The following is a 20,117-nucleotide window of genomic DNA, read 5'->3' on the forward strand; positions in this document are numbered from 1 at the left end:
TGGCCGGGACGAAAGGGGGACTCGATGAACGAGGAAGACCGTGAGAGGAAGCAGCGGCAGGACAAGGAGCGGGAAAGGGAGAAGGAGAGGGAACGTCTGAAGGGGACCACCTTCGACCCCGAACTGCACGACATGGGCGGTGACATCGGTCCCGCCTCGATGGGGAGATCGAGCACGGAGGCGGGCGACCGGCCGGACTCCGGCGACGCGTCGCGCCCGTAGTCGGCTGTCCCATGTCGACCGCTTCGGGGGCTTTCAGGTCTCCGCCGTGTCGGCGTCGGCGCTCCCGGGACGCCGGAAGAACACCGGAAGAACACCGGCAGAACACCGGAACGCTGAAAGAACACGGCCCGGCCGAACGCGCACGGCTCCCGCCGGGCGATGGCGGGAGCCGTGCGACGGCCGCGGAGCCCCGCTCAGGCCGTGAGGACGGGCGGGGACACGCGGAAGGGCGGACAGGACCTCGTCAGCCCATGTGGATGGGGGCGTCCTCTGACTTGCGTCCCGCCTTGACGAACAGGGCGAGCACGGCGGCGAGGATCGCGACGCCGGTGCTGACCACGAAGCCCAGGTGCATGCCGTCCAGGAACGACAGGTGCGAGACCTTGGCGATGGCCGTCACGATCGGCTCGGGCACGCCGGGCATCTTGTCGGGGGTCGGGGCCCCGGCGAAGGCCGCCAGCTGCTTCAGCCCTTCGAACTGCGCGGCGGGGAGCTGCTGGAGCTTGGCGTCCGCCCAGTGGGCCGGGTAGACGTCCATCACTCTCGCCGACACGATGGCGCCCAGGATGGCGGTGCCGAGCGCGCCGCCGACCTGCATGGCCGACTGCTGGACGCCGCCCGCGACGCCGCTGAGATCCTCGGGCGCGTTGCCGACGATGATCTCGGTGGCGCCGACGAAGACCGGCGAGAGGCCGAACGCGAGCAGGGCGAACGGGATCGCGCTGTCGATGAACGCCGCCTCGAGGCTGAGCCTGGACATCAGGAACATCGCCAGCGCGGTGATCAGCATGCCGCCCGAGACAGTGATCTTGGTGCCGAGCTTGCCGATGAGCACGGCAGCCAGCGGCGAGGCGACGATCATGCCCGCGCTCATGGGCAGCATCCTGAGGCCGGACTCCAGGGGCGTGAGCCCGTGCACGCCCTGGAAGAAGAAGGTGAGGAAGAACATCGCGCCGAACATGGAGAACGCGACGAGCATCATCAGGCCGGTGCCGATGGAGACCGAGGCGTTGCTGAAGAGGCTGAGCGGCAGAAGCGGCTGGTGGGAGCGACTCTGCCACCACAGGAACACGGCCCCGAACACCACGGTCGCGGCCAGGAAGGCGAGGGTCAGCGGGTCGCCCCAGCCCCAGTCGGGAGCGTTGATGATCGCCCAGACCAGGGAGAACATCGCCACCGACAGCAGCACGACGCCCAGCCAGTCGATCCTCGACAGGGCTCGCGCCTTGCTCTCGGTGAGCACCCACAGGCCCATGCCCAGGGCGACGACGCCCACGGGGACGTTGATGAAGAAGACCGACTGCCAGCTGACGTTCTCGACCAGCAGGCCGCCGACGATCGGGCCCGCGGCGCTGGACAGGCCGATGATGCCGCCCCAGGCACCCATCGCCGTCTTCAGCCGCTCACCGGGGAAGGCCACCCGCAGCAGGGCGAGCGCGGCGGGCTGCAGCAGCGCGCCGAACAGGCCCTGGAGCACGCGCAGCCCGATCAGCCACCCCACAGAGGAGCTGAGGCCGATCGCCAGCGAGCTGATCGCGAAACCGGCGACTCCGATCAGGAAGATCAGCCTGTGCCCGAACAGGTCGCCGAGCTTGCCCGCCGTGATCAGGAAGACGGCGAGCGCGAGCAGGTAACCGCTGGTCACCCACTGCATGTCGGAAAGAGATGCTCCGAGCTCCTGAGCGATCACCGGGTTGGCGATGGAGACGACGGTGCCGTCGAGCATCACCATGATCACGCCAAGTGACACCGACAGGAGCGTGAGCCACGGGTGGCCCTGCCTCGACGTGCCTGGATCCGACGGTGGCGGTGCGACCACCGTCTTGGCTTGTGCCATTGGAAGGGTTCCCCTCGTTAGTTCGTTTCGCCCCCGCCTAAGCCGCCTGAGGCGTCAACCCCCGGTAATTTATGACAGACACTGACAAGTGACAAATCCTTTTATGAGGCAGCCCATGACTTATGGCAGACTGTGAACGACACGTTTCAGAGAGGTGACATGCATGGGGCAACCCGGTCTGCGCGAGCGCAAGAAGCAGAAGACACGGCTTGCGTTGGTCGACGCCGCCCTTGACCTGTTCGCCGAGCAGGGATACGAGGCCACGACCGTCGACCAGATCGCGGCGGCGGTGGACGTCTCCCCTCGCACGTTCTTCCGCTACTTCGCGACCAAGGAGGACGTCGCCCTCTCCCTGCCCCACCACGGCCAGGAGGTCATGATCGCCGAGCTGGCCGCCCGCCCGGCGGAGGAGCCCCCGTTCACCGCGCTCACCCAGGCGATGCGCGCGCTGGTGACCATGTTAAAGGAGGGGGACCTCACCGACTCGGCCAGGTTCCTCAAAGCGCGTGAGCTGATCGAGAACACCCCGGCGCTCCTCGGCGGGAGCGTGCGCCGGATGATGGAGAACGAGCAGCGCCTGGTGGCCGAGATCGCCAGGCGTGAGGGCGCGGACCGCGACGACCTCCTGGCGCACTTCGTCGTCGCGCTCTCCATGGCGGTGGCCAGGGTCGGCTTCGAGTTCTGCCACGCCGAGGGCGAACAGGCGATCGACTCCCTCACCAACCGCCTCGAGGCGACCCTGGCCCTGGCGGAGCGCTCGCTGCGTCCGGGCTGGGACCGGCCCGCCGACCCCGCCTGACCGACCCCTCAGTTCATCGAGGGGTCGTCCGGGCAGGTCGCCACGTAGGCGAGCTCGTCGGGCTGGCGGCGCAGCACCGCGCGCCACAGCGATCCCGGGTCGTGATAGAAGGTGTCGCCCGGCTCCGAGTCCACGACGTACCACGCGCCCTGGCCGATCTCGGCCTCCAGCTGTCCCGCCGACCATCCGGCGTATCCCGCGAAGATCCGCATCTGGGCGATCTCCCCGGCGAGGATCTCCGGCGGGGCGTCGAGGTCGACGGTGCCGATCCGGGAGACCGCCGAGGTGCCCGAGTGCAGCCGCCGCCAGCCGAGGGGCTCCTGCCCGCTCGGGACCGCGGCCAGGGCCAGCGCACTGTCCGTCTGCACCGGCCCTCCCTGGAAGAGCACGGACGGTCCGGTCACCATGGCGTCCCAGGTGGGCAGCACCTGTGTCACCGAGATGTCGCTGGGCCGGTTGAGCACCACGCCCAGAGTGCCGCCGTCGAGATCGTGCTCCAGGACGAGGACCACGCTCCGCCGGAAGTTGGGGTCGTCGAGCTGCGGCGTCGCCACCAGCAGGCCACCGACGTAGATCGCCTCCGCCATGTCTCCATCATGAAGGGTGAAAGCCCCGCCGTGCTGCGCTACCCCCGTCCTAGATCTTCCGAATCTCTCATCATGTTACGCAAAGCAGTCATACGGGAACTCTGTGGATATGGATCGTTAATCGGGGGATAAATGAGACAGCTCGGCCGGCTGGCCGCGATGACGCCCGTGGCGTTCTTCGCTCTGGCCTTCATGGTCGCGGCGAGCGTCCACTCACCCGCCCGGGTGGACGTCGCCGTCTCCCCCGTCTCGTGCCGGAACGGCAGGGCCACGGTCACGCTCTCCGCGGGACCGGCGCTCGACCGCGAGACGGCATTCGCCGTTCACCGTGACGGCCGGGCCGTGGGGAGGGGAAGGATCGGCCCCGAGGGCGGGCGGACCGTGGCCGTCCGTGTCAGGCCAGGCGGCTCCGCCAGGATCTCGGTGAAGGTCGAGGGACAGGACGACACCGACCAGACCGTCAGGTCATCGTGCGAACGGCGACGCTCCCGCTCGGAGAGCGCACGACCACACCCCGGAAAGGCACGGTCCAGCGCCCCACAGCCCCCCGGGAAGACACGGTCCGGGGACCCACGGCCCCTCGGGAAGGCGCAGCCGCCCGGGAACGCGCGATCCCTCCCTGTCAGCGGACGGCCTCACCGCACGGACGCGCGCCTCCACCGCACGGACGCGCAGCTCCACCCGGCGGGCGCGCGGCCGCGTCCGGCGGACGCGGGACCGCCCGGCTGGGCCGTCACCGCGGGAGGCGTGACGCTCACCGGCGGGCTGATCTGGTGGTACGCCACGATCTGGCCACGCCGGGTCCCCAGCGCGCCGATCAACCCGAACCGGTCACCGTACGGCCCCCGCCGCTATCCAGGCCTGAGGCTCTGACCGCCGGCGCCGAGCCGCCCAGCGGCCCGGCAGCGGTCTTCGAGGGACTAGGCCTCCGTCATGCCGGTGCGCGCGCGGCCGCCCGCCGACTCGCGCACGGCCGCCGCGACGGTGCTCGCCACGTCGGCGTGGAACACGCTGGGGATGATGTAGTTCGGGCCGAGCTCCTCGTCGGTGACCACGGCGGCCAGGGCCCTGGCCGCGGCCAGCAGCATCTCCTGGGTCACCACGCTGGCCTGGGCGTCGAGCAGGCCGCGAAAGACGCCGGGGAAGGCCAGGACGTTGTTGATCTGGTTCGGGTAGTCGGAGCGGCCGGTGGCGACCACGGCCGCGTGCTCGCGGGCGTCGTCGGGCGAGACCTCGGGCTCCGGGTTCGCCAGCGCGAAGACCACCGCGCCGTCGGCCATCGTGGCGATGTCGTCGCCGTTGAGGATGCCGGGGGCGGAGACGCCGATGAACACGTCGGCGCCCTTGACCGCGCCGCGCAGGTCACCGGAGTAGCTCTCGGCGTTGGTGTGGTCGGCGATCCACCGCAGCGAGTCGTCCAGGTCGTCGCGCCCGCCGTGCACCGCGCCCAGGTAGTCGCAGACGACCACGTTGTGGGCGCCGGCCGCCAGCAGCAGGCGCAGCACGGCCGTGCCGGCCGCCCCGGCTCCCGCCAGCGCGATGCGGACCTCGCTCAGCTCCTTGCCCACCACGCGCAGCGCGTTGGTCAGCGCGGCGAGCACGCAGATCGCGGTGCCGTGCTGGTCGTCGTGGAAGACCGGGATGTCCAGCAGCTCGCGCAGCCGCCGCTCCACCTCGAAGCACCGCGGCGCCGAGATGTCCTCCAGGTTGATGCCGCCGAAGCCGGGGGCCATGACCTGGACGGTGCGCACGATCTCGTCGACGTCCTGGGTGTCCAGGCAGATCGGCCAGGCGTCGATGTCGGCGAAGCGCTTGAAGAGCGCGGCCTTGCCCTCCATGACGGGGAGCGCGGCGGCGGGGCCGATGTTGCCCAGGCCCAGCACGGCGGAGCCGTCGGTGACCACGGCGACGCTGTTGCGCTTGATGGTCAGCCGCCGGGCGTCCTCCGGGTTGCGCGCGATGGCCATGGAGACGCGGGCGACACCGGGCGTGTAGGCCATGGAGAGCTCGTCACGGTTGCGCAGCGGCACCTTCGACTTCATCTCGATCTTGCCGCCGAGGTGCATGAGGAAGGTCCGGTCGGAGACCTTGTGGATGACGACGCCCTCCACGGCCTCCAGCTTGTCGACGATCGCCTGGGCGTGGTCGGTGTCACGCGCGGCACAGGTGACGTCGATGCGCAGGGTCTCGTGCCCCGCGGTGGTCACGTCGAGGGCGGTGACCACGCCTCCGGCTGACTCTACGGCGTGAGTGAGCTGGCTGACCGCCTTACCCCCGGCAGGCACCTCAAGACGCACGGTGATGGAGTAAGACACGCTCGGCACGGTGGCCACAGTCATCCGCTCCTTTGCGACCGACTTGGTTGGAGTCCCTCCATCGTGCCACCAACGGACGGGTGTCCGCGCCGACGCAGGTCAGCTCAGAGCTGTCGATGCGGTCACAATCAGCTCGACGCACGTGTCGACGGGAATGCTCGTGCTGTCCAGCACCAGGTGGTAGAGAGTCGGCGAGGCCGGGTCCACCCGGTAGAAGTGGCGGACGTAGGCGGCCCTCGCCCGGTCGTTGTCCTCGACCAGCTTGCGCGCCTCGCGCTCGGATCTCCCGGTCAGGGTCGCCGTCTGGATCACCCTGCGGTCGGCCGGGGCGTCGAGCCGCACGTGCAGCGCACCGGGGTGGTCGGCCAGCACGAGCGCGCCCGCCCGCCCGAGGATCACGCCGCCCTGACCGCGGGCGACCTGTCTGATCACCCGTTCTGTGTGGGCGACGAAGTCCTCCGCGGGCAGCGGCATGACTCCCGGGAGATACATGTCCATGCCGCCGAAACTGACCGTCGGCAGCCGCATGGCTCCCGCCAGCAGCCTGCCGAAGCCGTGTTCGGCCCGGTCGTCGTGGACGAGGGCGTCCTCCAGACTGCAGCCGAGCTCCACGGCGACCGCGCTGGGGATCGCGCGGTCGAGGAAGGGCACTCCGAGCCGTCCCGCGACCGCCGGGCCGATCACGCCGCCGGCGGTGCCGTACGTCGCGGAGATGGTGACAACCCGCATGTCTTGTTCATGCCCTGGAAACGAAGCCGTTCACGCTCCGGGGACGACGGCTTCCGTGCCCGGGAGGCGGGGATCGCCCCCCGGGGACACCCCGGGGGGCTCCCGGGGACACCCCCGGGGACAGAGCCTCAGAACAGCGCGCTGGCCAGGTTCCTGCGGGCCTTGCTGACGGAGGGGTCGTCGGCGGGAAGCGTGTCGAACAGGCCGATCAGGTGCACCCTGGCCCGGTCGCGCTCTTCGCCCGAGGTTCGCCGCACCACCGCGATGAGCCGGTCGAAGGCCGCGTCCACGTCGCCGGAGAGCATCTCGAAGTCGGCGGCCAGGAGCTGGGCGTCGACGTCCGCCGGGTCGGCGAGACGGCTCTGCACGTCGGCGGGGTCGACGTCCTGGGTGCGTCGGATGAGGCCGAGCCCGGCGAGGCCCAGCTTGGCGTCCTGGTCGTTCGGGGAGCGGGCCAGCAGCCGCTCGTAGGCCGCCGTCGCGGCGTCGAGGTCACCGGCGTCGATGGCCTGCTCGGCGGCGAGCACGTCGGGGTCGACCGGGGGCTCCCCGGGCCGCTCCTCGGCCTCCGCGCCCTCGGGAACGGGAGGGAGGTACTGGGCGAGGGCCTCCATGAGCTGCGACAGCCAGTCGCGCAGCTGCGCCTCGGTGGCGATGCCGGGGACGACGGCCACCGGCTGCCCCTGGAAGATGGCGTAGAGGGCGGGCACGTTCTGCACCCGGAGCGCCTGCGCGATCTGCGGGCTGACCTCGACGTCCACCCTGGCCAGGGTCCACCGGCCCGCGTTCTCCGCGGCCAGCTTCTCCAGCAGCAGGCTGTATCCCTTCGCCTGCTCGGCCCGGGTCACCGTGAGCTCCAGCAGCACGAGGCTGTTCATGGAGCGTTCGACGACCTCCGTCGCGAAGGTGGCGTCGTCCACGTCGACGACCGGCGCAGGTACGCCGCCGGTCTCCTGGGCGGTGGCCTCCCGGCGCGCCTGCGCCTCTAGCGCCTGCTTGCGCGCGCCGAGGTCGACGGCGCCGTAGAGCGATCCTGCTCGATTGAAGTCCGCTGGGCTCATACTCCAATCCTGCCGCATCCCGGCGGCTGCGCCGACTCAGCACCCTTCCGTCCGCCGGAGCGCCTTTCGCCCCGCTCGCACACCCCTTCCGCCCGCATGGGCGTCCCCCGCCCGTCGGGCGGGGGACGGAGCGCGGCCGGCGCGTCAGAAACGGGCGGGTTCGGTGTAGACGCCCCACACGTCGCGCAGGGCGTCGCAGATCTCGCCGAGGGTCGCCTCGGCGCGGACCGCGTCGAGCATGGACGGGATGAGGTTGCCCTCTCCCCTGGCGACCTGGACCATCGCGGCCAGCGCGCGCTCGACGGCCCCCGCGTCGCGGGCCGCCCTGCGCTCGGCGAGGACGCGGTTCTGCTCGCGCTCGACCTCGTGGCTGACCCTGAGGATCTCCAGCGGCTCGTCGATGGAGGAGGGGTGGCAGTTCACCCCGACGATCCGCTTCTCGCCCTTCTCCAGCTTGCGCTGGTAGTCGAAGGCGGCCTCCGCGATCTCGGACATGAACCAGCCGTCCTCGATGCCGCGCAGGATGCCGGAGGTCATCGACCCGTCGGTCCCCATGTCGCGGATCTTGGAGAAGATCGCCTCGGCCTCCGCCTCGATCCGGTCGGTCAGCGCCTCCACGTACCAGGAGCCGCCGAGCGGGTCGGCCACGTTGACGACCTCGGTCTCCTCCATGATCACCTGCTGGGTGCGCAGCGCGATCTCCGCCGCCTTCTCCGACGGCAGCGCGAGGACCTCGTCCAGCGCGTTGGTGTGCAGCGAGTTGGTGCCGCCGAGGACCGCCGCGAGCGCCTCGACCGCGGTGCGCACCACGTTGTTGTACGGCTGCTGCGCCGTCAGCGAGACGCCCGCCGTCTGGGTGTGGAAGCGCAGCCACTGGGCCTTGTCCGTCTTGGCCCCGTAGACGTCGCGCAGCCAGCGCGCCCAGATCCGCCGCGCGGCCCTGAACTTGGCGATCTCCTCGAAGAAATCGATGTGCGCGTCGAAGAAGAAGGACAGGCCGGGCGCGAAGACGTCGACGTCGAGCCCGCGCGAGAGGCCGAGCTCCACGTAGCCGAACCCGTCGGCCAGGGTGAACGCCAGCTCCTGCGCGGCCGTGGAGCCGGCCTCGCGGATGTGGTAGCCGGAGACGCTGAGCGGCTTGTACGCCGGGATGTCCGCGGCGCAGAACTCCATCAGGTCGCCGATCAGCCGCAGGTGCGGCTCGGGGGCGAACAGCCACTCCTTCTGCGCGATGTACTCCTTGAAGATGTCGGTCTGCAGCGTCCCGTTGAGCTTGCCGACCGGCACCCCCTGACGCTCGGCCGCGACGACGTACATGCAGAAGATCGGCACGGCCGGACCGCTGATCGTCATCGAGGTGGTGATGTCGCCCAGCGGGATGCCCTCGAAGAGCAGGTCCATGTCCAGGGCGGAGTCGATCGCGACCCCGCAGTGGCCGACCTCGCCGAGCGAGCGCGGGTCGTCGGAGTCGCGGCCCATCAGCGTCGGCATGTCGAAGGCCACGCTCAGGCCGCCGCCGCCCGCGCCGAGGATCATCTTGTAGCGCTCGTTGGTCTGCCTGGCGTTGCCGAACCCGGCGAACTGCCGGATGGTCCACGCCTTGCCCCGGTAGCCGGTGGGGTGCAGGCCCCGGGTGAAGGGGTACTCCCCCGGCCAGCCGATCCGGTCGAAGCGCGGATCGTCGCCGGGCGGCCCGTAAACAGGCTCCACGTCGAGCCCTGAGAGCGTCCGGAACTCGGAATCGCGCTTGGTTGCCTTGTCGAAGCGCGCCTGCCAGCGCGCCCTCCCCGCCTCGATCTCCTCGGCGTCCATCGCCAACTCCCTTGTGCCGTCCCTGTGCGGCTCGGCTCTCTCGTACGGCTTGTGGCCTCGGAAAGATACTAGGACGTCCTACTAATTTTTGGCCAGGCTCTCCCCGGAAGGAACGGCCGGGCGATCAGCCCTCGAAGTCCCCCGCGGCCACCCGGATGGTCCTGAGCAGGCCGAACATCTGCTCCAGCTCCGCCTCGCCGTACATCGTCATGGCGAAACCGGCCCCCATGAGGTTCTCCGTGGCCTCGGCCACGACGCTCCGCCCCCGCTCGGTGATCTCCGCCAGCACCCCGCGGCCGTCACGGGGGTTGCGCATGCGGCGGACCAGGCCCGCCCGCTCGAGGCGGTCGACGGTGTTCGTCACGCTCGTGGGATGCACCATCAGGCGCTCGCCGATCCTGGACAGCGGCAACGCGCCCGACTTGCTGAAGGTGAGCAGGACCAGCGCCTCGTAGCGGGCGAAGGTCAAGTCATACGGTTTAAGGAGCGTGTCCAGTTGCGAGAGCAGGATCTGGTGCGCTCTCATGATCGACGTGACGGCGGCCATGGCCGAGGACTGTCCGAAGTGAACGCGCCACGTCTCCGCGGCGCGCTCGATGGGGTCGAACGGCAGATTCAGCTGACCTGTAGCCACAGGGCTACGGTAGCGCGACCTCATCCCGGTTCGCCCGTATACGTAGCGTCACCGAACTGATGGCTTCACCAAGAACCCGGGCGTCAAACGTCACGCTCGGTTATGGTTCCCACATCGAATGGTGAGGGCGCGGCCAAGTGGTCGTGTGCGCTCAGTCCGGTCAGCGGGGGACGCGACCGGGCCGGTGGCCAAGGGGAACGGTCACCGCACATTCACGGCACGGGGGGTGCTTGATGAACGACAACTCGACGGCGTTCGGACGCCGTATGACCTTTGACACACGTCCGGGCTCGACCGACACGGCGTGGATCCGTTCCACGCACGGCGGTGCGTGAGCACAGGGGCGTTTCACGCGAGGAACTCCAGCAGAGCGCGTTGGTGGCGGTCGCCGTCCTGCTCGTGCTCGGCGTGGTCGCGGCGTGGAGCGTCCTCATTCCCGGCGTCAGCGCGTGGGAGAACACCGTCGTCGCGGTGATCGGCTCACTGCGGCTCACCGGGCCCGTGGCCGCCGCCTTCGCCGCCTGGGTGGCGGTGCGCAGGCGGCGCGGGACCGGCCGCCGGTCGCTGACCACCTGGCAGGCGGTGCGCGCGCCGCTGGCCATCCTGACGGTCGTGGTCGGCTCCTTCACCGCCACGGTCCTGGTGCTCGCGGTCAGGACCGTGCTCACCGAACAGGCGGGGCGGCTGCTGCCGAGCGGTCTGGTCATGGGGGTCGCGGGCCTGACCCTCTACGTCACCATCGGCTGGGTCACCGGCTGGCTGCTGCCGTGGACGATCACCCCGGTGTTCGCCGGGCTCGGCTGCTACGGCCTGTTCACCTGGCTGACGCGGGGGGAGACCTGGGCCGACCGGCTCGCTCCCGCGACGCGGGAGCCGTACGACGTGTTCCAGGGGCTGAGCGCCACGGCCTTCACCGACCAGACCCTATGGCTGCTCGGGGTCAGCGCCGCGCTGCTCCTCGGCTGGGCCGCGCTGGTGACGCGCCAGGCGCTGGTGCTGGCCGGGGCGCTGCTCGCGGTGCTGGCCGCGGGGACCGGCATGGCCAGACTGCTCAGCGACCCGCCGACGCTCTCGGCCCAGCGGGTGGTCTACAGCTGCCAGGAGTGGCCGATCACGGTCTGCGTGCATCCGGGGATGCGCACGGGGCTGCCCGAGCTGGGCTCCGCGTTCGTCAAGATCGCCTCCCGCCTGGCGGGGACGCCCGGCGAGTTCTCCCGCCTCGAGCAGCGTCCTCGCAGCGACGACGGCTCGCTTCCGCCCGGCGCGGTCCCGATCCACGTGGACGACCTGTCCACCGGGTTCGCCGACGAGGCCGCCGACGAGTTCGTCGAGGGCCTGGCGCAGGACTGCGACGGCACGCCCGCGGGCGGATACCGCGACATCGTGATCGCGTGGCTGCGCGGCAAGCCGCTGCCCAGCGGCCCGCTGCCCGAGCACCAGTACGCCGCGGCGTGGTTCTCCGGCCTCACCGAGACCCAGCGACGCGAGTGGCTGCGGCTGTACTACGCCGACTTCGTGGGCTGCAGGCTGCAGAACGGCCACTTCGGCGGCCAGGCCGAACAGACCGGGCAGACGGGGCAGGCGGAGACCGGGCAGACGGAAACCGGCCAGGTGTGGCAGCCGGGACAGAGCGTCCAGACGGGCCAGGGGTCTCAGCCGGGCCAGGGGATCCCCGGGCAGGAAACCCAGCTCAGGCAGGAGACTCAGCCAGGTCAGGAGACTCAGCCGGGCCAGGAGACCCGGGAGGTCAGGGGGCCTCAGGCGGGGCAGGCGGACCGGGCCGCCCGGTCGGGACGGGAACGGCGGGCGGAGCGAGGAGCCGGGATCGGCCGGGAGGTCCGGTCAGGCCGGGAGGATCCCGCGTGGCGGGACGGCCCCGTTCACCGGGAGGGTCTGAGCGGTCAGGCCGGGCAGACGGACGCAGACGTCGCGCACCGCCCGGACGGGCGACCGGGCGGGAGCGCCCAGGGCGGCCGGGGCCGGTCGCCGGACGGGAGCGCCCTGGCTGCTCCGGGCGAGCCGGATCGTCGGGGAGGCCGCGCCGACCGGCACGCCGACCGGCGCGCTCCGGCGGGGCGGGACGTCGGGGACGCTCAGGTCCCCCCGGGCCGGCAGGCTCCGCCGTCACACGGAGCTCGGGAAAGCCTCGGCGCGCCATGGGTCACGGGGCGGAGCGACGGCGGGCAGGAGAACGGGCGGCCGTCTCGGCGAAGCTGACAAGATCGGCATAGGCTCGACGTGAGAACGCGGCCCCCGAGGGAAGGAGACCGCTGTGAATGCCCCCCTGGAAGCTCCACCGGAGGCGGTGCCCACACCCCGCCGGAGAGGCTGGCGTCTGCTCGCCGGGCTGCTCGCCGTCGTGATCCTCCTCGTCGTGGGCGCCCGCCTGGCCTGGTCGTGGCTGGACCCGTTCGGCGAGACCACTGTCGACCGCAGCCAGCCCGTGCTGCTGGAGTCCATCCACAACCTCAGCCGCTTCGAGGCGGCGACCGGCAACTTCCAGGTCGTCGTCGACCTGGAGAAGGACGCCGCCTTCCTGCCCGACGCCGTCAAGGGAAGCCGGACCCTCTTCGTCGGCGCGGGCGGAGTCGACGCCTACGTCGACTTCGGCGGCCTCACGACGGGCGCGCTGACCGTCTCCCCCGACCGCAGGGAGGTGACGGTGAGGCTGCCCCGCGCCCAGCTCGAGAAGCCCAACCTCGACAACAAGCGTTCCTACGTCTACGCCCAGCAGCGCGGCCTCTTCGACCGGGTCCAGGACTTCCTGTCCTCCTCCCCCGGCGACCAGCAGGAGCTCTACGTGCTCGCCGAGAAGAAGATCGCCGAGGCGGCTCAGGCCAGTGACCTGCGCAACCGGGCCGACCAGAACACCAAGGCCATGCTGCAGGGCATGCTGACCGGCCTCGGCTTCGACAAGGTCACCGTCAAGTTCGCCGACCAGCCCTGACCTTCGGAGATCGCCGAACGGCCGCGGAAACCCCGTCGGCGGCCGTTCAGCGGTCGTCGACGGCCGCCATGAGCTCGTCGGCGGCGCGGTAGGGGTCGAGGCCGTCGTCGAGCACGCGGGTGGCGAGGGCGTCCAGGCGCCGGTCGCCGTGGAGGTGGGCGAAGCGGGAGCGGAGGGCGGCCAGGGCGATCGCCTCGATCTCGTCGCGAGCCCTGACATGGCGTCTGCGGCCCAGCTCGCCCGACTTCTCCAGATAGGCCAGATGGGCGTCCAGGGCGTCGACCAGGTCCTCCGCCCCCTCACCCCGGTAGGCGACGGTCGGCACGATCGGCGGTTTCCAGTCACGCTCGACCAGGGCGAGCATGTTGCGCAGCTCGCGCACCGCCGCCTGCGCGCCGTCGCGGTCGGCCTTGTTGACCACGAACACGTCCGCGATCTCCAGGATGCCCGCCTTGGCGGCCTGGACGCCGTCACCCATTCCCGGGGCGAGCAGCACGATGGTGGTGTCGGCCAGTGAGGCGATGTCCACCTCGGCCTGCCCGACCCCGACGGTCTCGATGAGGATGACCTCGCATCCCGCGGCCTCGAGGACGCGGAGCGCCTGGGGGGTGGCCCAGGACAGGCCCCCCAGGTGACCGCGGCTGGCCATCGACCGGATGAACACCTCGGGATCGGTGGCGTGGTCCTGCATCCGCACCCGGTCGCCCAGCAGCGCCCCGCCGGTGAACGGCGAGGAGGGGTCGACGGCGAGCACGCCGACCCTTCTGCCCTGCTTGCGGAAGGCCTGGACGAGCATTCCGGTCGAGGTGGACTTGCCCACGCCCGGCGAGCCGGTGAGCCCGATGATGCGGGCCCGGTTCGGACGGTCGGCGCACAACCGCGTCATGATCTCTCTGAGCAGCGGCGAGCCGTTCTCCACCAGGGAGATCAGCCTGGCCACGGCGCGCGGCTGCCCGGAACGTGCCCGCGCGACCAGGTCGGAGACCTCGACGGCGGAGGCCCGCCCCTCGCGGGGGGCGGGACCCGAACCGTTCACGGTCACTCCGCGGGAACGCGGATGATCAGGGCGTCGCCCTGGCCGCCGCCGCCGCACAGGCCCGCGGCCCCCAGCCCGCCGCCCCTGCGCCTGAGCTCGTGAGCCAGGGCCAGGACGATGCGGGCGCCCGAGGCGCCGATCGGGTGACCGACGGCGATGCCTCCGCCGTTGACGTTGACCTTGTCGAGCGGGACGCCGAGCTCCTTGGCCGACTGGAGGACGACCTGGGCGAAGGCCTCGTTGATCTCCAGCAGGTCGAGGTCGTCGACCGAGAGTCCCTGCTTGCCGAGGGCGTGCCTGATGGCGTTCGCGGGCTGGGACTGCAGCGAGTTGTCCGGGCCGGCCACGTTGCCGTGCGCGCCGATCTCCGCCAGCCACTCCAGGCCCAGCTCCTCGGCCTTGGCCTTGGACATCACGACGACCGCGCAGGCGCCGTCGGAGATCTGCGAGGCGGAGCCTGCGGTGATCGTGCCGTCCTTGCTGAACGCGGGACGCAGCCGTGCCAGGACCTCGACCGTGGTGTCGGCCCGCACGCCCTCGTCGGCGGCGAAGATCACCGGCTCTCCCTTGCGCTGCGGGATCGGCACCGGGACGATCTCGTCGTCGAGCACGCCGTTCTTGATGGCGGCGGCGGCCAGCTCGTGGGAGCGCGCGGAGAAGGCGTCCTGCTCCTCGCGGGTCAGGCCGAGACGCGCGTTGTGCCGCTCGGTCGACTCACCCATGGAGACCTGGTCGTAGGCGTCGGAGAGGCCGTCGAAGGCCATCGAGTCCACGATGCCCGCGTCGCCGTACTTCACCCCCCTGCGCAGGCCGGGCAGCAGGTGCGGGGCGTTCGACATGGACTCCATGCCGCCCGCGACCACGACGTCGAACTCGCCCGCCCTGATGAGCTGGTCGGCGAGCGCGATGGCGTCGAGTCCGGACAGGCAGACCTTGTTGATCGTCAGCGACGGCACGGTCATCGGGATCCCGGCCCTGACGGCGGCCTGGCGGGCGGGGATCTGGCCCGCTCCGGCCTGGAGGACCTGACCCATGATCACGTACTGCACGGCCTCTGGAGCGACGCCGGAGCGCTCCAGCGCGGCCTTGATGGCGATGCCGCCGAGCTCGACGGCCGACAGGCCGGACAGTGAGCCGAGCAACCGCCCGATGGGGGTGCGAGCTCCGGCGACGATGACGGAACCAGACATAGCAGGGGCCTCCCTGGCGGGGCTTGGGACGACTTTGCCACCATACCCATGGGTACCCAAGCAAGCGCCATGGAGGTTGGGCATATGTTCATGCGGATCGATCATGTGGGAATCGCCTGCCATGACCTGGAGGAGAAGATCGCTCTCTTCGAGCAGACCTTCGAGCTCACGGTGGTGGCACGCGAGGTGAACGAGGAGCAGGGAGTCAAGGAGGCGATGCTGCACATAGCGGACGGAAACGGCGGCGGCTCCTACATCCAGCTCCTCGAACCGCTCGGCCCCGACACACCGGTCGGCAAATTCCTGGCCAAGCGCGGCGAAGGGGTGCACCACGTGGCGTTCGGCGTCCCGGACGTGGCGGAGGCGATGCGGGAGATCGGCGGCAAGGGGGTCAGGCTTCTCGACGAGAAGCCCCGGCACGGCACGATGGGCTCCTCGATCGCTTTCCTGCATCCCAAGGACGTCGGAGGAATGCTCACCGAACTCGTGCAGGCTCCAAAGCACTAAAGGCACGCCATGTCAAATGTAAGAAACGTTCATACGTAACAAGTCACGCAGAAAGCCAGAGGAGACCGACAACTCGGCAACTCCAGAGTACGCTGGCCTACCACCGGACGTGTGGATCCCGCCCCGGCTCCCGCCTTGGATGTCCGTAATCCCCCGTCCGGCCCGTGTAGCCGTCTCGACAACCCAGGATCGAGCCTCCATGCAGTCCGACATCGACGCCCAGCTCAACAATTTCTTCGAAGACGCTCCCGCCCGGGAATTCGACGTGGTGCTCCGCGGCTATGACCGGCACCAGGTCCACGACCACCTCAAGCAAGTCGACAACGAACTGCGTCAGACCAGAGAGCAGCTTCAGAGCCTGCAGAGAGACCTCTCCGACTCCCAGCGTCAGTTGCAGGAGCAGGAGCGTCCCACCTACTCCGGTCTCGGCGCGCGCATCGAGCAGCTGCTCCGTCTCGCCGAGGAGCAGGCGACCGAGCTGGTCCAGGCCGCCCGTTCGGAGGCGAACGAGATCAAGGCCGCGTCCAAGGTCGACGCCGCGGACCTGCGCGCCGCCGCCGAGAACGAGGCGGCGGAGAAGCGCGCCCTCGCCACCCGCGAGGCCGACGACATGCGCACCACCGCGGAACGGGAGGCCGAGGAGATCCGCTCGACCGCCCGCCGCGAGGCCGACGAGCTGACCGCGACCACCGAGCGCGAGGTCGCCAAGCTGCGGGCGACCGCCGACCACGAGGTCGCCGAGAAGCGGGCCGACGCCGAGCGCGAGATCGCCAAGCTGCGCACGACCACCGAGCGCGAGGTCGCCCAGCTGCGCGCCTCCACCAAGCGCGAGCGCGACGAGATCCTCACCACCGCCAAGCGCCAGGCCGACGAGATGCGCGCCCAGGCCCAGCGGGTCCTCGAGGAGTCCGAGGCCAAGCGCGCCCAGGACGAGGCCGAGTTCGAGATCCAGCTCGCATCCCGCCGCGAGGAGGCGGAGCGCCAGGAGGCAGAGCGCCACGCCACCGCGCAGGCCAACACCCAGAAGCTGGTCTCCGAGGCCGAGCAGCGCGCGGCCACCGCCGAGCAGCGCGCCACCAAGGCGACCCAGCAGGCCGAGCAGACCCGCCGCGAGGCCGACACCCACGCCAAGCAGCTGCTCGCCAACGCCCGCAAGAACGCCGACCAGCTGGTGGCCGACGCCAAGGCGAGCGCCGAGTCGATCGTCTCCGAGGCCAAGTCCGAGGCCGAGCGCAGCCGTTCCGTGGCCCAGCGCCAGGTCGACGAGCTGACCCGCCAGCGCGACAGCATCACCAGCCACCTCGCGCAGCTGCGCCAGCTGCTCGGCGGCGCGCCGCTCCCGGCCGCGGACCCGGAGCCGGCGATCACCGCCGCCCCGCCGAAGCCGGCGATCCCGGCCTCGAACGGCAGCGAGAAGCCGGTCACGGCCGCCGCGAAGGCTCCGGCCAAGGACGACGACGCGGAGTGGTGGCAGGAGTAGGCACCGCGCAACGGGGCGTTGTCGACGGCTAAGAGAGAGCCTGGTGACCTTGATGGTCGCTAGGCTCTCTTGTCGTGTTACCGCCGTCTCGTACGGCCTCGCCTCCCCCACCGCCAGGAGCAGCCGTGCCCGAAGCGTCCCAGACAGCCGACGCCGCCGAGACGCCCTCGACTGCCCCCGGCCTTCCCCCCTCCCCTCGGGAGCCCGACTCCCACGAGGCGTCGCACTCCCCGGGAGCGCCGGACTCGCCGGACTCAGGAGGGGCGCGCGACCTTCGGGGGACGGCCGACTCCCCGAAGAGGCCTGACGAGGACGCCGCGCCGTACGGCAAGCCGGGCAAGCCCCTGAGCAGGAGCCCGTTCCTGGTCGGCCTGACCGCGGGAATGGGCCTGCTGACCGCGTGGGCACTGGCCCAGGCCCTGGTCACGGCGCGCGGCGTGATCGTGTTGATCGTGGTGGCGATGTTCCTCGCCGTCGGGCTCAACCCGGCCGTCGAGTCCCTGCAACGGCGGCGGATGCCCCGGCGCGGAGCGATCTCGATCGTCTTCGGCGCGGTCATCCTGTTCTTCGTGCTCTTCGGCCTGGCGATCGTCCCGCCGGTGAGCCAGCAGGCCGCCTCCTTCGTCAGCGCGGTGCCGGGATACGTCAAGGAGCTCCTGGCCAATCCCACCCTCAGGGGACTCGACAGCGAGTACCAGATCCTGACCAGGATCGGCGACTACATCACCAGCGGCGGCCTCGCCCAGACCGTGGCCGGGGGCCTGGTCGGCGCGAGCGCGGTGGTGTTCGACGCCTTCTTCTCCGGGGTCACGCTGCTGGTGCTGACGCTGTACTTCCTCGGCTCGCTGCCCTCGATCAAGGACTACCTCTTCAGGCTCGTGCCGAGCAGCCGCAGGGAGCGGACCAGGGCGCTCGGCGACGAGGTGCTCGACGGCATCGGCGGCTACGTGGCGGGCAACCTGCTGATCTCGGTGATCGCGGGTGTCGTCACCTGGGTGTTCCTCGCGGTCCTGGACGTGCGGTACGCCCTGGCCCTGGCCCTGGTCATGGCGGTCACCGACCTGATCCCGCTGGTCGGCGCGACGATCGGCGCGGCGCTGGTGAGCCTGATCGCGCTACTGCAGTCGGGGACTCTCGGCATCGCCTGCGCGATCTTCTTCCTGGTCTACCAGCAGATCGAGAACTACCTGATCTACCCGCGCGTCATGAAGCGCTCCGTGGACGTGGCGCCCGCGGTCACCGTGATCGCCGCGCTGTTCGGCGGCGCGCTGATGGGCATCGTGGGGGCGCTGCTGGCCATCCCGGTGGCCGCGGCGATCGCGCTGGTCATCCGTGAGGTGGTGCTCCCCCGGCAAGCTCGGCTGTGAAGGCGGCCACGGCCCGGTTGAACGCCTCAGGCTGTTCGAGCGCGCTCAGGTGCCCCGCCTTCTCGATCACGGTCAGGTGCCCGTCGGGCAGGGCCTCGACCATCGCCTCCGCGTCGGCGGGCGGGCAGACCTCGTCCTCCTCCCCCACGATCACCAGGGCGGGGACCCCGAGCCCGCGCAGGGTGTCGAAGGAGTCGGGACGGCCCGCCATGGCCCGCTGGGCCCAGGCGACCGCCCGCGGCGGGGCCGACTGGACCAGGCCGCGCACCCTGCCGAACACCATCGCCCTGCGCTGCACGGTGGTCCGCCCCACCAGCGCCGGCAGCACCTCCTCGACCAGGACGGAGGAGCCGCTGTCGAGCACCGCGGCGGCGACGCGCTCGCGGTTCGCCCTGGCCGCCTCCGTGTCGGCGCCGGCCCTGGTGTTGGCGAGGATCACCCCCAGCAGCCGGTCGGGGTGACGTCTGCACATGGCCATCGTCACGTAGCCGCCCATGGACTGGCCGCCGATCACGGCCCGGTCGAAGCCCTCGCGGTCGAGCAGGCGCGCGACGTCGTCGGCCATCACGTCGAGGGACGGCTCGTCGTCGCCGAGCACGGAGCCGCCGAAGCCGCGCATGTCGGGGGTGACGACCTTGCAGACGGCGGCGAGCCCCTCCCGCTGCGCCAGCCACATCGCCGACGACAGCGGGAACGCGTGAAGGAGGACGACGGGGAGTCCCTCCCCGGCGGATCGTGTGTACAGCTGCACGCTGTCCACCGTAGTCCCGGGCCCACGTCCTGACACCCCTCCGTGCGCGACGAGTCGCGTCACGGCGACACACCCGCGCAGGGACGGGGACGGGGAGCGGCTATGAGCCGGGGACCTCGGTGGGCAGCGGGAAGGCCGCCGGGTTGACCCGCCGGACGATCTCGTTGAGGACGATCCGCACGTACGGCTCGCCGACCCACAGGTGCTTGGCCCCGTCGACCCCGACGACCTCCGCCTGGGGCGCCCGGGCGAACCTGGCCCTGGCCTCCTGCGGTCTGAGGTAGTCGTCGAACTCGGGGACCAGCGCCGTCAGCGGACGGCCGAACGCCGCCCAGGCGTCGAGGTCGGCGTCGCCCGCCCGGTGCAGCGGCGGGGAGAGCAGGACGGCTCCCGTCACGAGCGGATCGCGCCCCCACTTGAGCGTCAGCTCGGTGCCGAAGGACCAGCCGACCAGCCACGCCTGCGGCAGATCGTGGAAGTCGGCGTACTCAAGCGCCGCGGCGACGTCGAAGCGCTCGTCCTCCCCACCGCCGAAGACGCCGTCCGAGGTGCCGCGCTCGGAGGAGGTGCCGCGCGTGTTGAACCGCAGCACCGCCAGATCCGCCAGCGCGGGCAGCCGGTTGGCGGCCTTGCGGTAGACGTGGCTGTCCATCATGCCGCCGTGCGTCGGCAGCGGGTGCAGGCAGATCAGCGTGGCCACCGGCGGCCGGTCCAGGGGAAGGGCCAGCTCTCCGACGAGCTTCAGCCCGTCCCCGGTGTGCAGCTCGATCGGCTCCCTGCGTGCCGGCAGCACCGTCGAGGCCCTGATCTCCATGTCTCTCCTCACTGACTCGCCGGACCGGC

Annotated in this window: 19 protein-coding genes; 8 read left to right on the forward strand and 11 right to left on the reverse strand. The window is 71.0% G+C overall.

The genetic code is table 11. From position 1 onward, the window contains the following. The first annotated feature begins 24 nt into the window (after positions 1-24). Positions 25-222 carry a hypothetical protein gene (locus tag PKF00_RS07120; protein ID WP_271216567.1) on the forward strand — a complete coding sequence of 66 codons (198 nt, stop codon included), beginning with the start codon at positions 25-27 and terminating at the stop codon, positions 220-222. A gap of 244 nt (positions 223-466) precedes the next feature. Here PKF00_RS07120 and PKF00_RS07125 read toward each other — a convergent pair whose 3' ends face one another. Continuing rightward, a complete protein-coding gene (locus tag PKF00_RS07125) occupies positions 467-2,059 on the reverse strand; it encodes a DHA2 family efflux MFS transporter permease subunit (RefSeq protein WP_425582241.1) in 1,593 nt (530 codons plus the stop codon). A 163-nt stretch (positions 2,060-2,222) separates the two neighbouring features. Between PKF00_RS07125 and PKF00_RS07130 the strand changes: the two genes are divergently transcribed. Next, complete coding sequence (locus tag PKF00_RS07130; protein ID WP_271216569.1) at positions 2,223-2,858, forward strand: TetR family transcriptional regulator; 636 nt, start codon at positions 2,223-2,225, stop codon at positions 2,856-2,858. 8 nt (positions 2,859-2,866) lie between these two features. Here the strand turns inward: PKF00_RS07130 and PKF00_RS07135 are convergent, their stop codons facing one another. Next, entirely contained in the window at positions 2,867-3,445 is a 579-nt protein-coding gene (locus tag PKF00_RS07135) for a YqgE/AlgH family protein (RefSeq protein WP_271216570.1), read from the reverse strand. 132 nt (positions 3,446-3,577) lie between these two features. Between PKF00_RS07135 and PKF00_RS07140 the strand changes: the two genes are divergently transcribed. Then, positions 3,578-4,318 (forward strand): hypothetical protein, encoded by a 741-nt coding sequence (locus PKF00_RS07140; protein ID WP_271216571.1) that lies wholly within the window; start codon positions 3,578-3,580, stop codon positions 4,316-4,318. A 47-nt stretch (positions 4,319-4,365) separates the two neighbouring features. Here PKF00_RS07140 and PKF00_RS07145 read toward each other — a convergent pair whose 3' ends face one another. The 5 genes from PKF00_RS07145 to PKF00_RS07165 form a co-directional block, all read right to left on the reverse strand. After that, entirely contained in the window at positions 4,366-5,778 is a 1,413-nt protein-coding gene (locus tag PKF00_RS07145; protein ID WP_271217029.1) for an NAD-dependent malic enzyme, read from the reverse strand. 81 nt (positions 5,779-5,859) lie between these two features. Continuing rightward, entirely contained in the window at positions 5,860-6,489 is a 630-nt protein-coding gene (locus tag PKF00_RS07150) for a cytidylate kinase-like family protein (protein WP_271216572.1), read from the reverse strand. A 128-nt stretch (positions 6,490-6,617) separates the two neighbouring features. Then, positions 6,618-7,550, reverse strand: coding sequence for a tetratricopeptide repeat protein (locus PKF00_RS07155; protein WP_271216573.1), 933 nt, complete (start codon positions 7,548-7,550; stop codon positions 6,618-6,620). Positions 7,551-7,694: 144 nt separating this feature from the next. Then, entirely contained in the window at positions 7,695-9,362 is a 1,668-nt protein-coding gene (gene icmA, locus PKF00_RS07160; RefSeq protein WP_271216574.1) for a coenzyme B12-dependent isobutyryl-CoA mutase large subunit, read from the reverse strand. Positions 9,363-9,486: 124 nt separating this feature from the next. Then, positions 9,487-10,020: a MarR family winged helix-turn-helix transcriptional regulator gene (locus PKF00_RS07165; protein WP_271216575.1), complete on the reverse strand. Its 534-nt coding sequence runs from the start codon at positions 10,018-10,020 to the stop codon at positions 9,487-9,489. A gap of 303 nt (positions 10,021-10,323) precedes the next feature. Between PKF00_RS07165 and PKF00_RS07170 the strand changes: the two genes are divergently transcribed. Together PKF00_RS07170 and PKF00_RS07175 are read left to right on the forward strand one after the other, a co-directional pair. Then, a complete protein-coding gene (locus PKF00_RS07170; RefSeq protein ID WP_271216576.1) occupies positions 10,324-12,213 on the forward strand; it encodes a hypothetical protein in 1,890 nt (629 codons plus the stop codon). Between the two features lie 55 nt (positions 12,214-12,268). Further along, positions 12,269-12,943 (forward strand): DUF4230 domain-containing protein, encoded by a 675-nt coding sequence (locus tag PKF00_RS07175; protein WP_271216577.1) that lies wholly within the window; start codon positions 12,269-12,271, stop codon positions 12,941-12,943. A gap of 46 nt (positions 12,944-12,989) precedes the next feature. Here PKF00_RS07175 and meaB read toward each other — a convergent pair whose 3' ends face one another. Further along, positions 12,990-13,979: a methylmalonyl Co-A mutase-associated GTPase MeaB gene (meaB, locus tag PKF00_RS07180; protein WP_271216578.1), complete on the reverse strand. Its 990-nt coding sequence runs from the start codon at positions 13,977-13,979 to the stop codon at positions 12,990-12,992. Between the two features lie 2 nt (positions 13,980-13,981). Next, entirely contained in the window at positions 13,982-15,169 is a 1,188-nt protein-coding gene (locus tag PKF00_RS07185) for an acetyl-CoA C-acetyltransferase (RefSeq protein ID WP_271216579.1), read from the reverse strand. Positions 15,170-15,253: 84 nt separating this feature from the next. Here PKF00_RS07185 and mce point away from each other — a divergent pair, with 84 nt between their 5' ends. The 3 genes from mce (at position 15,254) to PKF00_RS07200 (ending at position 18,523) form a co-directional block, all read left to right on the forward strand. Beyond that, entirely contained in the window at positions 15,254-15,676 is a 423-nt protein-coding gene (gene mce / locus PKF00_RS07190) for a methylmalonyl-CoA epimerase (RefSeq protein ID WP_271217030.1), read from the forward strand. Between the two features lie 199 nt (positions 15,677-15,875). Further along, the gene (locus PKF00_RS07195; RefSeq protein WP_271216580.1) at positions 15,876-17,156 is read left to right on the forward strand and encodes a DivIVA domain-containing protein; all 1,281 of its coding nucleotides are present in this window, start codon (positions 15,876-15,878) and stop codon (positions 17,154-17,156) included. 125 nt (positions 17,157-17,281) lie between these two features. Next, entirely contained in the window at positions 17,282-18,523 is a 1,242-nt protein-coding gene (locus PKF00_RS07200; protein WP_271216581.1) for an AI-2E family transporter, read from the forward strand. Here PKF00_RS07200 and PKF00_RS07205 read toward each other — a convergent pair. Both PKF00_RS07205 and PKF00_RS07210 read right to left on the reverse strand, forming a co-directional pair. Then, positions 18,483-19,274, reverse strand: a complete 792-nt coding sequence (locus PKF00_RS07205; protein ID WP_271216582.1) for an alpha/beta fold hydrolase — start codon at positions 19,272-19,274, stop codon at positions 18,483-18,485. The two genes, PKF00_RS07200 and PKF00_RS07205, sit on opposite strands and share 41 nt — an antisense overlap. A 100-nt stretch (positions 19,275-19,374) precedes the next feature. Then, positions 19,375-20,088, reverse strand: coding sequence for an alpha/beta hydrolase (locus PKF00_RS07210; RefSeq protein WP_271216583.1), 714 nt, complete (start codon positions 20,086-20,088; stop codon positions 19,375-19,377). Positions 20,089-20,117: the final 29 nt, after the last annotated feature.

The organism is Streptosporangium carneum (assembly GCF_027922005.1).
GTDB lineage: Bacteria > Actinomycetota > Actinomycetes > Streptosporangiales > Streptosporangiaceae > Streptosporangium > Streptosporangium carneum.